This is a genomic window from Novosphingobium acidiphilum DSM 19966 (assembly GCF_000429005.1).
GTDB lineage: Bacteria > Pseudomonadota > Alphaproteobacteria > Sphingomonadales > Sphingomonadaceae > Novosphingobium > Novosphingobium acidiphilum.
Genome location: NZ_AUBA01000009.1, coordinates 133,932 through 150,652 on the forward strand (window position 1 = coordinate 133,932; position 16,721 = coordinate 150,652).

The following is a 16,721-nucleotide window of genomic DNA, read 5'->3' on the forward strand; positions in this document are numbered from 1 at the left end:
GTCCCTGTCGACCATCTCTAGCAAGGGGAGTGCAAAGCCATGGCGGCGCAGCTCAAGCTTATTCAGGAAGGCAAAGAGAAAGACATGGACCGTCAGAAGGCGCTCGACGCAGCGCTCGCCCAGATCGACCGGGCATTCGGCAAAGGCTCGGTGATGAAACTGGGCCAGAAGGAAACGATGCAGGTCGAAGCGGTGTCCACCGGTTCGCTCGGCCTCGACATTGCGCTGGGCATCGGCGGTGTGCCGCGCGGGCGTATCGTTGAAATCTACGGGCCGGAAAGCTCGGGCAAAACCACGCTGGCGTTGCATTGCATTGCCGAGGCGCAAAAAATTGGCGGCACGGCGGCATTCGTCGATGCCGAACACGCGCTTGATCCGGTCTATGCCAAGAAGCTGGGCGTCGATATCGACAACCTGATCGTGTCGCAGCCCGACACCGGTGAACAGGCGCTGGAAATCGTCGACACGCTGGTGCGATCGAACGCGGTCGATGTGCTGGTGGTCGATTCGGTTGCCGCCCTGGTGCCCCGCGCCGAAATCGAAGGCGAAATGGGCGACAGCCACGTCGGCCTGCAGGCCCGGTTGATGAGCCAGGCGCTGCGCAAGCTGACCGGGTCGATCAGCCGTTCGCGCTGCACGGTGATCTTCATCAACCAGGTGCGCATGAAGATCGGGGTGATGTACGGCAATCCGGAAACCACCACCGGCGGCAACGCGCTGAAATTCTATGCCTCGGTTCGTCTCGACATCCGCCGCACCGGTCAGATCAAGGATCGCGACGAGATCGTGGGCAACACCACCCGCGTCAAAGTGGTCAAGAACAAGGTGGCCCCGCCGTTCAAGCAGGTGGAATTCGACATCATGTATGGCGAAGGCATCTCGAAGATCGGCGAAATTCTCGACCTGGGTGTCAAGGCCGGCATCGTTGAAAAGTCGGGCGCCTGGTTCAGCTATGATTCGACGCGCATCGGTCAGGGCCGTGAAAACGCCAAGACATTCCTGCGCAACAATCCCGAGATGAGCACCAAACTCGAAGCTGCGATCCGCAGCCGCACCGAGGTTGTTGCAGAAGGCATGATGGCTGGTCCGGACGCGGACGACGATTCATGACTTTCAGGCGGTGATCCGGTCGCGGCGTTGCCGCGACCGGCCCCTGGCACGTCGGCGGGACCTTGGTCCTGCGATGTGTTCAAATGCCGCCAGTCCAAAGACCGGCGCGTTCCCCGGCAGGAACGCGCCGGTTTCTTTTTGTGCCCGACGAGGGGCAAGACCGCAGCTGCCCCGGTGGCTGGACCTGACGGCTTGCCATCGCGGCCAATTCATGAGCAAGAGGCGGCGCGCTTTGTTGATGCCGTTCGGGCCAATGCGGCGGCTGCCCATTTCGCCGAAAGGACCCCACGATGCCCAACATTCGCACCGTCAACAAACGTCACAAGCACGCCATTGTCGAACAGGTTGCCCGCAACAAGGCCGCCGAACGCGCAGCGCTTGCCGAAGCCAAGCCGGTCAAGCCCGCGGCCTGATCACGCAACACCCGTTGTGAACGGGTGACGTGGCTGCCAATTCTGGCCCGCCAGGCATACCAGGCGTTGTGCCGCGCGGACATCGAGCCGCGCGGCCACCCCGCACCCTGGCAACGCCCCCCCCGGCGCCGATGGCCCCGGCGAATGCCGCGTCCACGCCCGGATCCGCGCTGAAAAGCGCGCGGCGCCAACTGACCCAGCCGTCAGGGCTTGATGCCGTAGTGCAGATAGAAGTGGTCGATATTCGGGTTCACCGTACGTGCGGCGCGCAACAGCGCCGCCGATTTTGCCTTGTCCCCCAGCTTGGCAGCGACAATGCCCGCCATGAACAGCGAACTGGACATTTCGGGGCTTGACGCAAGTGCCGCCTCGTAATCGGCGCGCGCCTGTTCGAACCTGCCCGCGCGGAAATGCACCAGGGCCCTGCTGTCAAGATAGGTCGCCGGGTCCGACGCCAGTTCGATGGCCTTGTTGCAATCGGCCAAGGCCACGTCGAACGCCATGTTGCGCAATGCCTGATACCAGCAGCGTGAATTGCGCAGGCCCGCCGACGATCCGCGCTTGTCCAGCGCGGTGTCGAGCAAGGCCAGGGCATCGTCGTGGCGATTGCCCATTTCAAGCACTTGCGCGCGCTCAAGGGTCTGGGTCAGGCCATCGTCGGTGGTCACATCGGGATCGCCTGGCAGGATCTCGAGCGCTGCGTCGACTTTGCCAGCCTCGGCCAGTTCTTCGGCCAGCCGGTCGCGCGCATCGTGGTTGCCCTGTTCCAGGTCATAGGCGGCCTGCGCATCGATCAGCGCGCCTGCATGATCGCTGCGCCGGCTGCGCAGATCCGCCCGGCTGAGATAGCGCGCGGCGGTGGCGTCGATGGCAATCGCGTGCGAATAGTCCGCCTCGGCCGCGGCCCAATTGAACAGGCGTTCCTCGAACCAGCCGCGATCGGCCAGCCTGCCGGCTTCTTCGGATTTTTCTGCGCCGGCTTTTACCGCATCGGCCTTTTCGGTGATGCGCTGGTCATAAATCGCGCGCACCGCGGCCAGGGCGGGGCTGGTGCGCATCCGTTCCACATCGTCCCAGCGCTGCGGATATCCGCGCGGCAGCGTCAGCCGCGCGGTCTTGTTCATCGCGGCATCGATCGCCTTGCCCGTGGCGCTGACTTTGTCGGCGGGAATTTCCGCGCCGCTTTCGCGCGAGGTGATCTCGTCGATCAGGTCGCCACCCTTCAGCGCAACATTGCGCTGCCACGCTGCCGCCGGCACATCGAGCATGGACGGTTCGGCGCCGGTCAGCACGATCGCCTTGCCGCCATCGGGCAGCCGGGTGACCACATGGCTGTGTGCGGTCCAGGGTTGATCGATCAGCGCCGGGATGGCGCGCCAGCTGGCCCGATCGCGCGGTGCATCATAGACCACCTTCAGATCGGGCGTGACAGCCAGCGAATACTGCCCGTCGCGGAAATTCCAGTCGGGATAGCCGACGCCATCGACGTTGAGCGTCCACATCGCGCTTTGCGCGTCATATTGCGCCTTTGGCTTGCCGATCGCATCGCTGCCGGTCCAGGTCTTGGCGGCCTTTTCGGCAAAGCTGGCCAGCTTTTCATCGTAATCGGCGCCCTGTTCCACCTTCTGCCCTTCGCCGAACGGCCCGGCATAGCGGATGGTCATATGGTAAGGAGCGGGAAAGTGCGGCCCGGCGGTCATGTCCCACACCAGATCGGCATCCAGATCGGGGCGGGCGTGCGCGCGGGTGGGCAGTGCGATCAGGCTGGAATTGGCGTCCACCACCGGCAAGACATAGCCATAGCGGGGCACGTCGCGAATATCGGCAAGCCGCGAACCCAGCATCGTGCCGTCCAGCCAGAAATCCTCTGCCCCGACATGCGCGCGCACGAACACGTGATCAAACGCCAGCGCCCCAGGCGCCATCTGCGCAATCGCATCGCCGCGATCGATATTGGCCAGCACCGGTTCGGCGGCAATGCCCAACCGATCGAGAATCGCCAGCAGCAGCACCGTCTTGGCCTTGCAGTCGCCATACCGTTTGGTCCAGGTGTCCATCGGGCGCTGCGGAACATAATTGCCATTGCCCATCGCGATCAGCTGATAGCGCACATCGTCCTGCACCAGTTGCAGCGCATCGGCCATGCGATGCACCGGATCGGCAGACCGCGCGGCGATCGCATCGACTTTGGCGGCCAGGTCCGACCCGGCGGGGATCGAACCCTTGACGACGTAGAGCGGGGCCATGACTTTCGCGACCGACGCCCAATCGGGAAAACTGGTGAATTCCAGCAACGACAGGGGCTTGAAACGCGCCGGAGCGTTCTTGGGCGTGTCCGCCAGCTTGGCCACGGGCAGCGGCACGACCACTTCGGTCCAGGTGTCGTCGAGCGGATGCGACACCACCGTTACCCCGGGCATCAGCGGCTTGACCGTGATGCTGCGCGCGGTTGGCCAGATCAGGCGCGCGCGGCCAAATCCGAGCTTGAGCGGGGCGGGCAACAACACCAGGCCGTCCTGCACATTGCCGCCCAGCGCGCTGTCGCGTTCGGATATCGACAGCGTGATGTGCAGCACATCGCCGACCGCCAGGCCCTCGATATGTTTGACCGCGGTCAGCGATCCATCGACCATGCGCCGTTCCAGCCCGGATTCGCGTTGCAGGACGGAAAACCCCTTGCCCCCCTCGAGCACATCGATCGTCTTGCCCCCGCGCAGGATCTCCACGCGGTGAAAGGTGATGTCGCCATGCGCGGGCTGCCAGTTGTAGGACAGCGTGCCCGCCTGCGACAGCTGTTCGGGGCTGGTCAGCTGGCGCGCGGTTTCGATGTAGATTGTCACCACATCACCGTTGATCCGCACCTGTTCATCGAAATGCGGCAGGATCGTGCCCGGCGTGGCGGTATCGATGGCGGGCGCAGGCGCGACCCAGCCGGGTGTCGGCGCGACCAGCACCTTGTCGGCGGCAAAGGCGGGGAAGGAACCAAGACATGCGCAGGTGGTGACAAGAAAAATGGTGCGTTTCAAAAGTCTTCCCCCGGCGCGGCAAGTATTGCCATGTTGTAGGCACAAGGCCCTGCAAAGCGCAACCGCGTGGAGGTGCGAAAGCAGCCCCAGGATCGGGATCGGCTTGACCGCATGGCGCGTGCGGGTTCATCTGCACCGGCAATCGCGCGGAAGGAGAGCCGCATCATGGGTATCATCGTTCACCATCTCAACAACAGCCGGTCGCAACGCATCTTGTGGCTGCTCGAGGAACTGGGGGTGGACTATGCCATCCGCCACTACCAGCGCGACGCGGTGACCAATCTGGCACCGCCCGAACTCAAGGCGGTGCACCCGCTGGGCAAATCGCCGCTGCTGGAAATCGATGGCCGGGTGATCGAGGAATCGGGCGCGATCGTGCAAGTGCTGTGCGAACGATATGGCGCGTGGCTGCCCGAACCCGGCACTGATGATGCGTTGCGCCATCTGGAACTGATGCATTTCGCCGAAGGGTCGGCGATGACCCCGATCCTGCTCAATCTTTATGTCGGGCGGCTGGGCGACGCCGGAGCGCCGCTGCAGCCGCGCATCGACGAACAACTGGCGGCCCATTTCGGATACCTGGAATCGATCCTGCGTCCATCGGGTCACTTTGTCGGCAATGACTGGACCGGCGCCGATGTCATGCTCAGCTTTCCAGCGGAAATCGCCGCGATGCAGGCGGCGTCCGCGTTTCCCAAGCTTGCCGCCTTTGTCGCCGCGGTGCACGCGCGCCCGGCCTGGCAGCGCGCGCGCGAAAAGGGCGGGGTCTATTTCGGATCATGACCGGCAGCAGCGAATGGCAGGGGCGGGTGGGCCGTGCCTGGGCCGATGAATGGCGGCGCACCGACCGCAGCTTTGCCGGGCTGACCCGGCAGTTGCTGGCGGCGATTGCCACCCAGCCCGGCACCCGGGTGCTCGACATCGGCTGTGGTGCGGGCGAAATCAGCCTGGGCGTGGCGCGGGCACGCGGCGATGCCCGCGTAACCGGGATCGACATATCGGCCGATCTGGTGGCCGCCGCCAGCCAGCGCGCGGCCGAATTCGGTGCGCAGCGCGTGCGCTTTGCCCATGCCGATGCGGGCACGTTTCACGATCCTGCCGGGCCGGCCGATCTGCTGGTCAGCCGCCACGGCGTGATGTTCTTTGCCGATCCGCCCGGCGTTTTTGGTCATCTGGCCCGCCATGCGGCGCCCGATGCGCGCATGGTGTTCAGCTGTTTTCGCGCGCGGCATGAAAACCTGTGGGCCGATCTGTTCGATCGCCTGCTGCCGCCCGGCGCGCCGGCTGACGAAGGCGCGTTTCCGGCAGGACCGTTTGCCTTTGCCGATCCCGACCATGTGCGGCGCTGCATGGCCGGGTGGACCGATCTGTCGTTTGCGCCGGTTGATTTCCGCTATGTTGCGGGCAGCGGGGATGATGCCGTGGCCGATGCGCTGGCATTTTTTACGCGAATCGGGCCGGCTGCTGCGCGGCTTGCCACGCTGGGCGGCGCGGCCCATGCCCGCATGCTCGACCGCATGGCCGAGGTTGTGGCCGCGCATTGCGACCACGGTGTCGTTGGCTTGCCCGCGGCGGCATGGATCGTGACCGCGCGGGTCGATCAGCAGGTTCGATCAGTGTGATCGTGGGAAACCGGCTTGTTTGACCTCGCTTCGTCGCCTAATCGACCAAGCCATGACATCGACGAACGAAATCCGCCGGTCCTTCCTCGACTATTTCGGGTCGCACGGCCACGATGTGGTGCCTTCGGCGCCGCTGGTGCCGTACAACGATCCCACGCTGATGTTTACCAATGCGGGGATGGTGCCCTTCAAGAACGTGTTCACCGGGCTTGAAACCCGCACCGTTCCGCGCGCCACCTCGTCGCAGAAATGCGTGCGCGCGGGTGGCAAACACAACGATCTCGACAATGTCGGCTATACCGCACGGCACCACACTTTCTTTGAAATGCTGGGCAATTTCTCGTTCGGTGACTATTTCAAGGAACAGGCGATTACGCACGCCTGGACCCTGCTGACACGCGAATGGGGCCTGGCCAAGGACAAGCTCCTGGTCACGGTGTACCACACCGATGACGAAGCGTTCGGCCTGTGGCAGAAAATCGCCGGGATCAGCCCCGACCGTATCATCCGCATCGCCACCAAGGACAATTTCTGGGCGATGGGCGATGATGGTCCGTGCGGGCCGTGTTCCGAGGTGTTCTACGACCACGGCGATCACATCTGGGGTGGCCCGCCTGGATCGAAGGATGAAGACGGCGACCGCTTCATCGAGATCTGGAACCTGGTGTTCATGCAGTTTGAACAGACCGCCGGAGAAATCACCGGCAATCTGCCCAAACCCAGCATCGACACCGGCATGGGTCTGGAACGCATCGCCGCGGTGATGCAGGGCCAGCATGACAATTACGACACCGACACGTTCCGCGCGCTGATCGCGGCAAGCGAAAGCCTGACCGGGGTAAAGGCCGATGGCGAACATCGCGCCAGCCACCGCGTGATCGCCGATCACCTGCGGTCATCAAGCTTTCTGCTTGCCGATGGCGTGCTGCCGTCGAACGAAGGGCGCGGCTATGTGCTGCGCCGGATCATGCGCCGCGCGATGCGCCATGCGCATCTGCTGGGTGCCAGGGAACCGCTGGTGCATCGCCTGGTGCCCGCGCTGATCACCGAAATGGGCGCCGCCTATCCCGAACTCGGCCGCGCGCGCGCGCTGATCGAGGAAGTGCTGGAACGCGAAGAAACGCGGTTCCGCCAGACGCTGGCCAATGGTCTGAAACTGCTCGACGAGGCGACCGGCGGGCTGGGGCAGGGCGATGCGTTGCCGGGTGAAACCGCGTTCCGGCTGTATGACACGTTCGGCTTTCCCTATGACCTGACCGAGGATGCGCTGCGCGCACGCGGCATCGCGGTTGATCGCGCAGGGTTTGATGCGGCGATGGCGCTGCAAAAGGCCGCCGCGCGCGCCGCGTGGAAGGGATCGGGCCAGACCGCCGATGGCGAAGTGTGGTTCGACATCGCCGAACGCACCGGCATGACCGAATTCACCGGCTACACCGCCACCACGGGCGAGGCGCAAGTCGTGGCCCTGGTGGTCGGCGGGCGTGAAGCGTCCGAGGCGCAGGCTGGCGAAACCGTCACCGTGATCACCAACCAGACGCCATTTTATGGCGAATCCGGCGGACAGCAGGGCGATACCGGCACGATTGCGGGCACCGGGTCGGCCGTTGGCCTGTCGATCACCGTGACCGACACGCAAAAGCCGCTGGGCAAGCTGCACGCGCATGTCGGCACGATCGCCGCGGGCACGATCCGCGTCGGCGATGTGGTGCGCCTGTCGGTCGATACCGCGCGCCGCGATGCGCTGCGCGCCAACCATTCGGCCACGCACCTGCTGCACCAGGCGCTGCGCAACCGGCTGGGCGGGCATGTCACGCAAAAGGGTTCGCTGGTGGCGGCAGAGCGACTGCGCTTTGACTTTTCGCAGCCGGTTGCGCTGACGCCCGAGGATCTGACCGTGATCGAGGCCGACGTGAATGCGCAGATCCGCGCCAATACGCCTGTGACCACGCGGCTGATGACCCCGGACGAGGCGATCGAGGCCGGTGCGATGGCGCTGTTCGGTGAAAAATACGGCGATGAAGTGCGCGTGCTGTCGATGGGCAACGCCGCCGACACGCATTATTCGGTCGAACTGTGCGGTGGCACGCATGTGCGCGCGCTGGGCGATATCGGGGTGTTTCGCGTGGTGTCGGAATCGGCGGTATCGTCGGGCATTCGCCGCATCGAGGCGCTGACCGGCGAAGGCGCACGCCAGTGGCTGATCGCGCGCGAGGATGCGTTGAAGGCCACGGCAAGCCTGCTGCGCACCACGCCGGACGATGTCGAAACCCGCGTCGCAGCCCTGCTCGATGAACGGCGCAAGCTCGAACGCGAACTGGCCGATGCCAAGAAGGCGCTGGCGCTGGGCGGCAGCGGGCCTGCGGCGGCCATCGCCGATGAAGAGATCAACGGCGTCAAGTTTTCGGGTCAGGTGCTCGACGGGCTTGATCCCAGGGACCTGCGCGGCGTGCTCGACCAGGCCAAGGCGCGGCTGGGCTCGGGCGTGGCGGTGATCGTTGCGGTAAACGAAGGCAAGGCCAGCATTGCGGCGGCTGTCACCGACGATCTGACCGGCACGATCAGCGCGGTCGATCTGGTGCGCGCCGGCGTTGCCGCGCTGGGCGGCAAGGGCGGCGGCGGCCGGCCCGACATGGCGCAAGGCGGCGGTCCCGACGGGGCGAGCGCGGCTGCGGCCATCGCTGCGGCACGCGCGGTGATCGCCGCCTGATCGGCAGCTTGCCCTTTTGGCGGTCGCGCCTTGTTGGCGGGGTGCGCCTGCGATAGGTCCCTGTGCTTGGTCGATGCGGGGGAAATTGCATGCACAGACAGATGATCGCAGGCGTGCTGGCGGCAAGCATGCTGACAGCGCCAGTGGTGTCCCGCGCCGACGCGCCGGCGCCCCGCCACACGCTGACCACCGATGATATCATGGCGATGGTGTCGTTGCGCGGGCTGACCTGTTCGCGCGATGGCCGTACGGCGGCGTGGGTGGCCTCGACCATCGATGTGAAGGCCGACAAACAGCGCCCGCGCATCTGGATCGCCGATCTGCCGGGTGGTGTCCCGCGTGCGATCACGGCGGCCGATGCCGGCGCGGGCGATCCGGCGTTCAGCCCCGACGGGCGGACGATCGCGTTCAGCGCCACGCGCGACAAGGACGAACATCCGCAGATCTGGCTGCTGGATCGCCAGGGCGGAGAGGCTGAAAAGCTGACCGATCTGGTGGGCGACATGACCGAATACCGCTGGTCGCCCGATGGCCGCCAGATCGTCATCGCGATGACCGATCCGCAGCCAGGCGGCCCGGCCGACGATCCCAAGCGGCCGCTGCCGGTGGTCATCGATGATATCCATTTCAAACAGGACACCGTGGGCTTTCTGACCGCGGGCGATCACAGCCATCTGTGGCTGTTTGATGTGGCCAGCCGCAAACTGACCCGGTTGACGCCCGCGGGCCCGTGGGACGAGGGGCAACCGCAATGGTCGCCCGATGGCAGGACCATCGCCTTTGTCGCCGATCACCACACCGATCCGGCGGCGCCTTCGACGCAGTGGCTGGAAACGGTGGCCGTGGCCGCCGATGCCGTGCCGCGCGTGGTGGCAAAGTTCGGCTTGGCGGGCGCGCAGGGGCTGGTGTGGTCGTCCGACGGGCGGCGCATCGTGCACACGGTCGGCCTGTCCAGCCCCGCGATCGCCGAATACAGCCAGCCGCAGCTGGCCGAAACCGATCTTGGCACAGGGGCAACGCGCATTCTGCCCGCAACCGCGGGCATGGCGATTGCCGATCCGGTGCCGCTGGGCAAAGGGCGCATCGGCGGCATCCTGGTCGATGATCGCCGGACGATCGCCGTGGCGGTTGATCCGGCAGGGGGGCCGCTGGTGCGCCTGGGCGATCGGGCCCAGTCCGTGGCGGCGCAGTGCGATGCGACCGATGGCGGGGTGGGGCCGCGCGCGATCCTGTCCAGCGGCGATGGTGATCCGACCGAACTGCGCCTGGTCAAGGGGGCTGCGATCACGCGGCTGTCGGCGTTCAACACCGCGGTTGCGGCGCGGGTTGCCTGGGCCCCGGTCACCGATTTCGCCGCAAAGGCCAGCGACGGCAACGACGTGCACGGCCTGTTGCTGCAACCCGCGGGCTTTCAACCGGGCAAGCGCTATCCCACGGTGTTGTGGATCCACGGCGGACCGGTGGCGCAGGACGGGCACCAGCTGGCCGGCGACATGGTGATGCGACAGTGGCTTGCGGCACAGGGCTATGCCGTGTTGGCGGTCAATTACCGGGGCAGCGACGGGCGGGGCATCGATTATGCCACGACGATCGCGGCCGACTGGGGCAACAAGGAGGTCAAGGATCTGGACGCGGCGATCGACTGGGCGATCGGCAGCGGCGTGGCCGATCCGGACCGGCTGGCGGTGGGCGGCTGGAGCTATGGCGGCATTCTGACCGATTTCATGATCGTGCGCGAACCCCGGCTGAAGGCCGCGGTCAGCGGGGCGGGCGAAGGCAATATCTTCGCGCTGTTCGGCGTTGACCAGTATGTCGGGCAATACTGGCAGGAAATCGGGCTGCCGTGGCAGACCCCCGAACGCTGGATCAGGCTGTCCGAGCCTTTGCTCCATGCCGACCGGATCAAGACGCCCACGCTGTTCATGGGGGGCACTGCGGATGACAACGTGCCGCTGATCGGCGGACAGCAATTGTACGCGGCGTTGCGGATCAACGGCGTGCCCAGCCAGCTGGTCGCCTATCCCGGTGCGTTTCACGGGGTGACCCGGCCCAGCTTCGTGCGGGACCGCTATAACCGGATCGCGGCGTGGTATGCGCGCTGGCTGACTTTGGCCAGGCCGTAAATCGGGCTGCACTGGCGCGCCGTTCAGGCGCCCAAGAAAAAAGGCCCCGGCATCGCTGCCGGGGCCTTTTTCATGCCACGTGTGGGTGGATCAGGCGGCCATGGCCTTTTCCAGGTTGTCGACAATCGCTTCAAAGAACTTTTCGGTGGTCATCCACGGCTGGTCGGGGCCGATCAGGATCGCCAGGTCCTTGGTCATCTTGCCGCTTTCGACGGTTTCGATGCACACACGTTCCAGCGTTTCGGCAAAGGCCACCACTTCGGGGGTGTCGTCAAAGCGGCCGCGATAGATCAGCCCGCGGGTCCAGGCAAAGATCGACGCAATCGGGTTGGTCGACGTCGCCTTGCCCTGCTGATGCTGGCGATAGTGGCGCGTGACGGTGCCGTGCGCGGCCTCGGCCTCGATCGTCTTGCCGTCGGGGCTCATCAACACCGAGGTCATCAGGCCCAGCGAGCCAAAGCCCTGGGCCACGGTGTCCGACTGCACGTCGCCGTCATAGTTCTTGCACGCCCAAACGAACTTGCCCGACCACTTGAGCGCCGAGGCGACCATGTCGTCGATCAGGCGGTGCTGGTATTCGATGCCGGCGGCGGCAAACTTTTCCTTGAAGCCTTCGGTTTCGTAGACTTCCTGGAACAAGTCCTTGAAGCGTCCGTCATAGGCTTTGAGGATGGTGTTCTTGGTCGACAGGTACACCGGCCAGCCAAGGTTCAGGCCATAATTGAGGCTGGCGCGGGCAAAGTCGCGGATCGAATCGTCAAGGTTGTACATCGCCATGGCGACGCCCGCGCTCGGGAAATCGAACACGTCGAGATCGATCTTTTCGCCGTTGTCGCCATCCCACACCAGGCGCAGCTTGCCCGGGCCGGGGATCAGCGTGTCGGTCGCCTTGTACTGGTCGCCAAAGGCGTGGCGGCCGACCACGATCGGGTCGGTCCAGCCGGGCACCAGCCGGGGCACGTTCTGGATCACGATCGGTTCGCGGAACACCACGCCGCCCAGAATGTTGCGGATCGTGCCGTTGGGCGATTTCCACATCTTCTTCAGATGGAATTCTTCGACCCGCTGTTCATCGGGCGTGATCGTCGCGCACTTTACCCCGACGCCATATTCCTTGATCGCGTTGGCAGAATCGATGGTGATCTGGTCGTTGGTCTCGTCGCGCTTTTCAACCGACAGATCATAGTATTTCAGATCGATGTCGAGATAGGGCAGAATGAGCCGCTCGCGGATCCATTGCCAGATGATGCGGGTCATTTCGTCGCCGTCGAGTTCAACGACCGGGTTTTTCACCTTGATCTTCGCCATGTCGGTGCTCTTGCCTTCCAGTACGGGAGAGTTGGCAGGCCCGGATTTGCCGTGCGCCGCAAGGCGTGGGGCAAGGCCGGAGTCTTCGAGCCCCCTTAGCAGGTGGCACGCCCCGCGCAAGACAGTGCGCGGCCGCCCGGATACGACCTTTTGCGCAGGGCCGCACACCATGCCCGATGCTTGGGGCTGGACAGGATGCGGGTTGCGCGCCTAGACCTTAATCAACCGATTAAGGCCCTGGGAGAGTGCCATGAGCGAGACCGTACCCGAAGTCCTGACCGAAGTTGACGGCAATGTCCTGATCGTCACCATCAACCGGCCCGATGCCAAGAACGCGATGAACAAGGCCGCCGCCGAGGGCATTTCGGCGGCGATGGACCGGCTTGATGCCGAAGACGATCTGCGCTGTGCGATCCTGACCGGTGCCGGCGGCACATTCTGTTCGGGCATGGATCTCAAGGGATTTCTGCGCGGCGAATCGCCGTCGATCCCGGGCCGCGGATTCGGCGGCCTGTCGCAATGGACCCCGAAAAAGCCGGTGATCGCCGCGGTCGACGGCTATGCGCTGGCCGGCGGCATGGAACTGGCGCTGTCGTGCGATCTGATCGTTGCCAGCGCCTCGTCCAAATTCGGCATTCCCGAGGCCAAGCGCGGGCTTGCCGCCGCAGCCGGCGGATTGATCAAGCTGCCGCGCCAGATCCCCCCGCGCATCGCGATGGAACTGGCGCTGACCGGCGATTTCATCACCGCGCAACGGGCCTATGAACTGGGCTTCATCAACCAGATCAGCGATGGCCCTTCGCTGGGTGCGGCCAAGGCGCTGGCCGCGCGCGTGGCTGAAAACGGGCCGCTGGCGTTGATCGCGTCCAAGGCGATCGTGCGCGATTCGCACGAATGGACCGAGGCCGAAATGTGGGACAAGCAGGCATCGTACATCGCGCCGGTGTTCACCTCGTCCGACGCGCGCGAAGGCGCCGCCGCCTTTGCCGAAAAGCGCAAGCCGAACTGGCAGGGCAAATAGGCACCCACGCCTGCGGGCCCACAAAAAGGGGGCGGCGATGCTGGTGCACCGCCGCCCCATTTTTGTTCGGCGTATGCGGATCAGTAGGCGATCGAGATCGTGCCGATCACCGCGCGCGGCGGGCTGACTTGCGCGGTGGTGCCGCCGGTCTGCAGTGCCGAGGTGTTCGGGCTGACGCTGCCAACATAATAGGCGTTGAACAGGTTGGTCACGTTCAGCTGCAGGTACGATTTGCCGGTCAGCACATAGCGCGCATCGAAATCGACCGTGGTGTACGACGGGTACTTCGATCCCCAGACCTGGGTGCCATTGGCGACCAGCGCACTGCCCGAGGCATAGAGACCGACATTTTCGTCGTTCACATAGCGTTCGGCGGTGTGCTTGAATTGCGCACCAAGCGTCAGCGGTCCGAAATCGCCCTGCAGGCGGCCGCCGATCATGAAGTGCGGCATCGCCGATTCGGACTTGCCACCGGTCAGCAGGTAGGTCGCACCGCCAACGCAGGCCGACTGGCCAACGACAACCGCGATGGCCGCAGGCGAACAACCCGCGGTGCCGTTGATCGTGTCACCTTCGATCTTCGAATGCAGCAACGAGGCAAAGCCATAGGCCAGCACGTGCGGAGTGATCCTGTAGCTGGCATTGGCGTCGATGCCGTACCGCTGCACCGGACCCAGGTTGGTATACGTCGTGATCTGCTGGATCGTGTCGAACGAGCTGCCCAGCTTGTTCGAATAATGCGTGTACCAGCCATCGATCTGGGCGGTGAAGCGGCGGCCCTTGAAGCGATAGCCCAGGTCGAAGTTGTCGCTCTTTTCGGGCAGGGGTTCGATGCCGGCAGTGCCCTGCGGGTAATAGAACGTGCTGTACAAAGACGTGGTGTAGGGGGCCTGGAATCCTTCGGAATAGTTGAAGAACACCTCGCCCTTGCCAGGAATTTTGTAGGTCGCGCCGATGTTGGGCAGCACCGCGTGATAGTTGTACGTGCGCTTTTGCGGCGTGGCCGATCCGGTGACGGTGCCCGTCGTGGCGTTGTAGCTGTAGGGCGTTGACGCAGCATAGGCCGCGCTCGTTGCGCCGAACACGCAGACCGACGACGAGGTAGAGCCTGCACCATTGCGGGTGAAGCAATAATCGTCGAGTTCACGGTGCAGGAACGGCGCGCGCACGCCGATCGACACGGTGAGCAGCTTGTCAAAGAACTGCCCGCGATATTCGCCCGAAATCTGGTTGAGTTCGGCAATGGATTCGGTGTCGCGCTTTTCGATCGGGTTGCCGTTGGCATCAAGCAGCGGCGTGTTGATCGCATAGACGCTGACCGGGCTGCCGTCGGCGTTGAGAAAGCCCATTTCGCCGGTCTGGGTGATGTCGGACCGGGCAAAGGCATACGACAGGCGCAGCGTCTGGGTCGGCGTTGCGTCGTAACGCAATGACGACGTCAACGCGACGCGGTGGGTCTTGGTCTGGCTGGGCACATACATCGTGACCCTGTCCAGCGTGTCGCCGTCGCCGTTGAGATCCTTGCCCACATAATACGAGCCGTTGATATAGCCGGTTGCCGTGGTGTCAGCGCCCACCGTGCCGTAGCCTTCGGTGGCTGAAACGGTGCCACCGCCATTGGCCTTGGTGAACTGGTAGCTCGGGTCGGCGGTAAAGGTCAGGCCGTCGGCCAGCGTCAGCCTGAGCGCGGCGCGCAAGTTGAACAGGTTGGCCGGGTTGGGCCGGTATTCAAACGCCGTGCCGCAGGTGTTGGGCATGTCGGCATGGCCTGCCACAGCCGCCGCGGTGGTGCAGGGCGCATACGTGTAATACGCCGCCTTGTACGACGATGGGAAATACTGGAACCCGGTGTTGGTATCGGCGGCCAGCGGTGCGTTCGACAGCACGTCGCTGCCCGAAAAATTGTTGCGCAGCTGAACGTAAAAACCTGCCAGCGAGATGAAATCATCATGGCCGTTGTTGATCGGCTGATAGATCTTGCCGTTGGCTTCCCAGCGCGCGATCTTGCCGTAATTGTTGTACGGTGAATCGTTGCCCGTCGTGCTGGCCGAAAACCACGCCTTGGTGCCGATCGCGTCCAGCTTGCCGGTTTCGATCATGCCGAACAGGCGATAGAAATTGTCGGTGCCGTAGCCGCCGGCAACTTTGCCGCCCACCGTGTCGGACGGCATGTGCGACACGAAATTGACCGTCGACCCGGTGGCCGACGAGGTCGGGCTGTCGACGTCGGTGGTGCCAAGGCTGACCGTGACCGAATCGATCACTTCGCTGTCCAGCAGTTCCCCGCCATACAGCGCATAATTGCCGTCGTCGTTCAGCGTGACGCCGTCAAAGGTTTCCGACACGCGCGTGTTGTCAAACCCGCGAATGTAGAAATTGCCGCTGGTGCCGCCGTAGGGGTCATTGTTGGTATAGCTGACACCCGGCACAAAATTGACCAGATCGTTGACCGACTGGCCGGCCACCTGGTGCTTGAGCCATTCGCTGGTCAGCGTTGCCTTGGCCTTCGATGTGTCCGGCACATCGATACCGCCAATGCCCTTTTCAGCCTTGACGCCGGTGACGACGATTTCCTTGTCGAAATCCAGCGTGCCGGTCGACTGCGCGAGCGCCTGCGTCGAGGCGAGCGCCACGCCGAGCGTAATCAGGCCGGCGCCGAGCCGGCATCGGGCGGAATGGGTCATTGGCATCTGTTGGTCCCCATGCTTTTTGCCGCGCACGCGCAGTCTTGTGCTGCGGCGCGGTGTTGACAATGAAATCCCCATAGCTCGAAGTATGTTACAGAATAAAGGTAATTGCCTCGGCAAGCGCGACAATTTGCGCGAAAATGACGCGGTGCAGCAGAATTTCCTGCCGATTTTCACGGGCTTGCCCTTTGGTCCGCGGCGCGCGCCTGTGGTTTCTACGCAGGGCCGGATCGTAAGGCATCGGACATAGAAAAAACCCGCCTCGCCCGGTGGGGGCTGGCGGGTCTTTCGGCGATGGTGGGCGTAGCAAGGATTGAACTTGCGACCCCTACGATGTCAATAGTGTTCAACACTTTGATAACGATGCCTTATTCCTGCTTCTATCACACTGAAATTGTGACTGGAATGCTCAAAATCACAACTGATTTTTGACCGTTTTGAACTCTGTCACATGGTGCTGGAAACGCTGCCCAGTGTGACGCGATTGTGATGTGATTTCAGGACTTTGCAGCGCGCTTCGCGGCGCTCGCAATTGCTGAATCAAACTCGCCTGCGGCCGCAGCAGCGTAGAACGCTTGCAGGACGCTGGGGACATCGATGAGCTGCTTCACGAACACAGCATTGCCGTCCTTGCTCATCGTTCTCGCGCAAGAACGCCCACCAGTAGTAGTACACGCTGCCTTCGTGCAGATCGGCGCCGAGAT

11 protein-coding genes are annotated in these 16,721 nt (G+C 64.1%); 7 read left to right on the forward strand and 4 right to left on the reverse strand.

Translation table 11 applies throughout. From position 1 onward, the window contains the following. Positions 1-39: 39 nt before the first annotated feature. Both recA and G404_RS20935 read left to right on the forward strand, forming a co-directional pair. Positions 40-1,110 (forward strand): recombinase RecA, encoded by a 1,071-nt coding sequence (gene recA, locus G404_RS0110040; RefSeq protein WP_028640963.1) that lies wholly within the window; start codon positions 40-42, stop codon positions 1,108-1,110. 290 nt (positions 1,111-1,400) lie between these two features. After that, positions 1,401-1,523 carry a hypothetical protein gene (locus G404_RS20935; protein ID WP_281170262.1) on the forward strand — a complete coding sequence of 41 codons (123 nt, stop codon included), beginning with the start codon at positions 1,401-1,403 and terminating at the stop codon, positions 1,521-1,523. A gap of 203 nt (positions 1,524-1,726) precedes the next feature. On the opposite strand, the gene G404_RS0110050 is transcribed toward G404_RS20935, so the two are convergent. Further along, positions 1,727-4,549: a DUF3857 domain-containing protein gene (locus G404_RS0110050; protein ID WP_051280492.1), complete on the reverse strand. Its 2,823-nt coding sequence runs from the start codon at positions 4,547-4,549 to the stop codon at positions 1,727-1,729. Between the two features lie 165 nt (positions 4,550-4,714). Between G404_RS0110050 and G404_RS0110055 the strand changes: the two genes are divergently transcribed. The 4 genes from G404_RS0110055 (at position 4,715) to G404_RS0110070 (ending at position 11,001) form a co-directional block, all read left to right on the forward strand. Next, positions 4,715-5,332 (forward strand): glutathione S-transferase family protein, encoded by a 618-nt coding sequence (locus G404_RS0110055; protein ID WP_028640965.1) that lies wholly within the window; start codon positions 4,715-4,717, stop codon positions 5,330-5,332. Continuing rightward, the gene (locus G404_RS0110060) at positions 5,329-6,171 is read left to right on the forward strand and encodes a class I SAM-dependent methyltransferase (protein ID WP_028640966.1); all 843 of its coding nucleotides are present in this window, start codon (positions 5,329-5,331) and stop codon (positions 6,169-6,171) included. Before G404_RS0110055 ends, G404_RS0110060 begins: the two co-directional genes overlap by 4 nt. A gap of 52 nt (positions 6,172-6,223) precedes the next feature. Then, the gene (gene alaS, locus G404_RS0110065; protein WP_028640967.1) at positions 6,224-8,878 is read left to right on the forward strand and encodes an alanine--tRNA ligase; all 2,655 of its coding nucleotides are present in this window, start codon (positions 6,224-6,226) and stop codon (positions 8,876-8,878) included. 89 nt (positions 8,879-8,967) lie between these two features. Then, positions 8,968-11,001 carry an alpha/beta hydrolase family protein gene (locus tag G404_RS0110070; RefSeq protein WP_028640968.1) on the forward strand — a complete coding sequence of 678 codons (2,034 nt, stop codon included), beginning with the start codon at positions 8,968-8,970 and terminating at the stop codon, positions 10,999-11,001. A gap of 90 nt (positions 11,002-11,091) precedes the next feature. On the opposite strand, the gene G404_RS0110075 is transcribed toward G404_RS0110070, so the two are convergent. After that, positions 11,092-12,309, reverse strand: coding sequence for an NADP-dependent isocitrate dehydrogenase (locus G404_RS0110075; protein ID WP_028640969.1), 1,218 nt, complete (start codon positions 12,307-12,309; stop codon positions 11,092-11,094). Between the two features lie 250 nt (positions 12,310-12,559). Between G404_RS0110075 and G404_RS0110080 the strand changes: the two genes are divergently transcribed. Next, entirely contained in the window at positions 12,560-13,330 is a 771-nt protein-coding gene (locus G404_RS0110080; RefSeq protein ID WP_028640970.1) for a crotonase/enoyl-CoA hydratase family protein, read from the forward strand. 80 nt (positions 13,331-13,410) lie between these two features. Here G404_RS0110080 and G404_RS0110085 read toward each other — a convergent pair whose 3' ends face one another. Together G404_RS0110085 and G404_RS20355 are read right to left on the reverse strand one after the other, a co-directional pair. Next, on the reverse strand, positions 13,411-16,014 hold the full coding sequence (locus G404_RS0110085) for a TonB-dependent receptor (protein WP_028640971.1): 2,604 nt from the start codon (positions 16,012-16,014) through the stop codon (positions 13,411-13,413). A gap of 500 nt (positions 16,015-16,514) precedes the next feature. Continuing rightward, the coding region (locus G404_RS20355) for a hypothetical protein (protein ID WP_211230762.1) at positions 16,515-16,721 on the reverse strand (207 nt) is incomplete at its 5' end.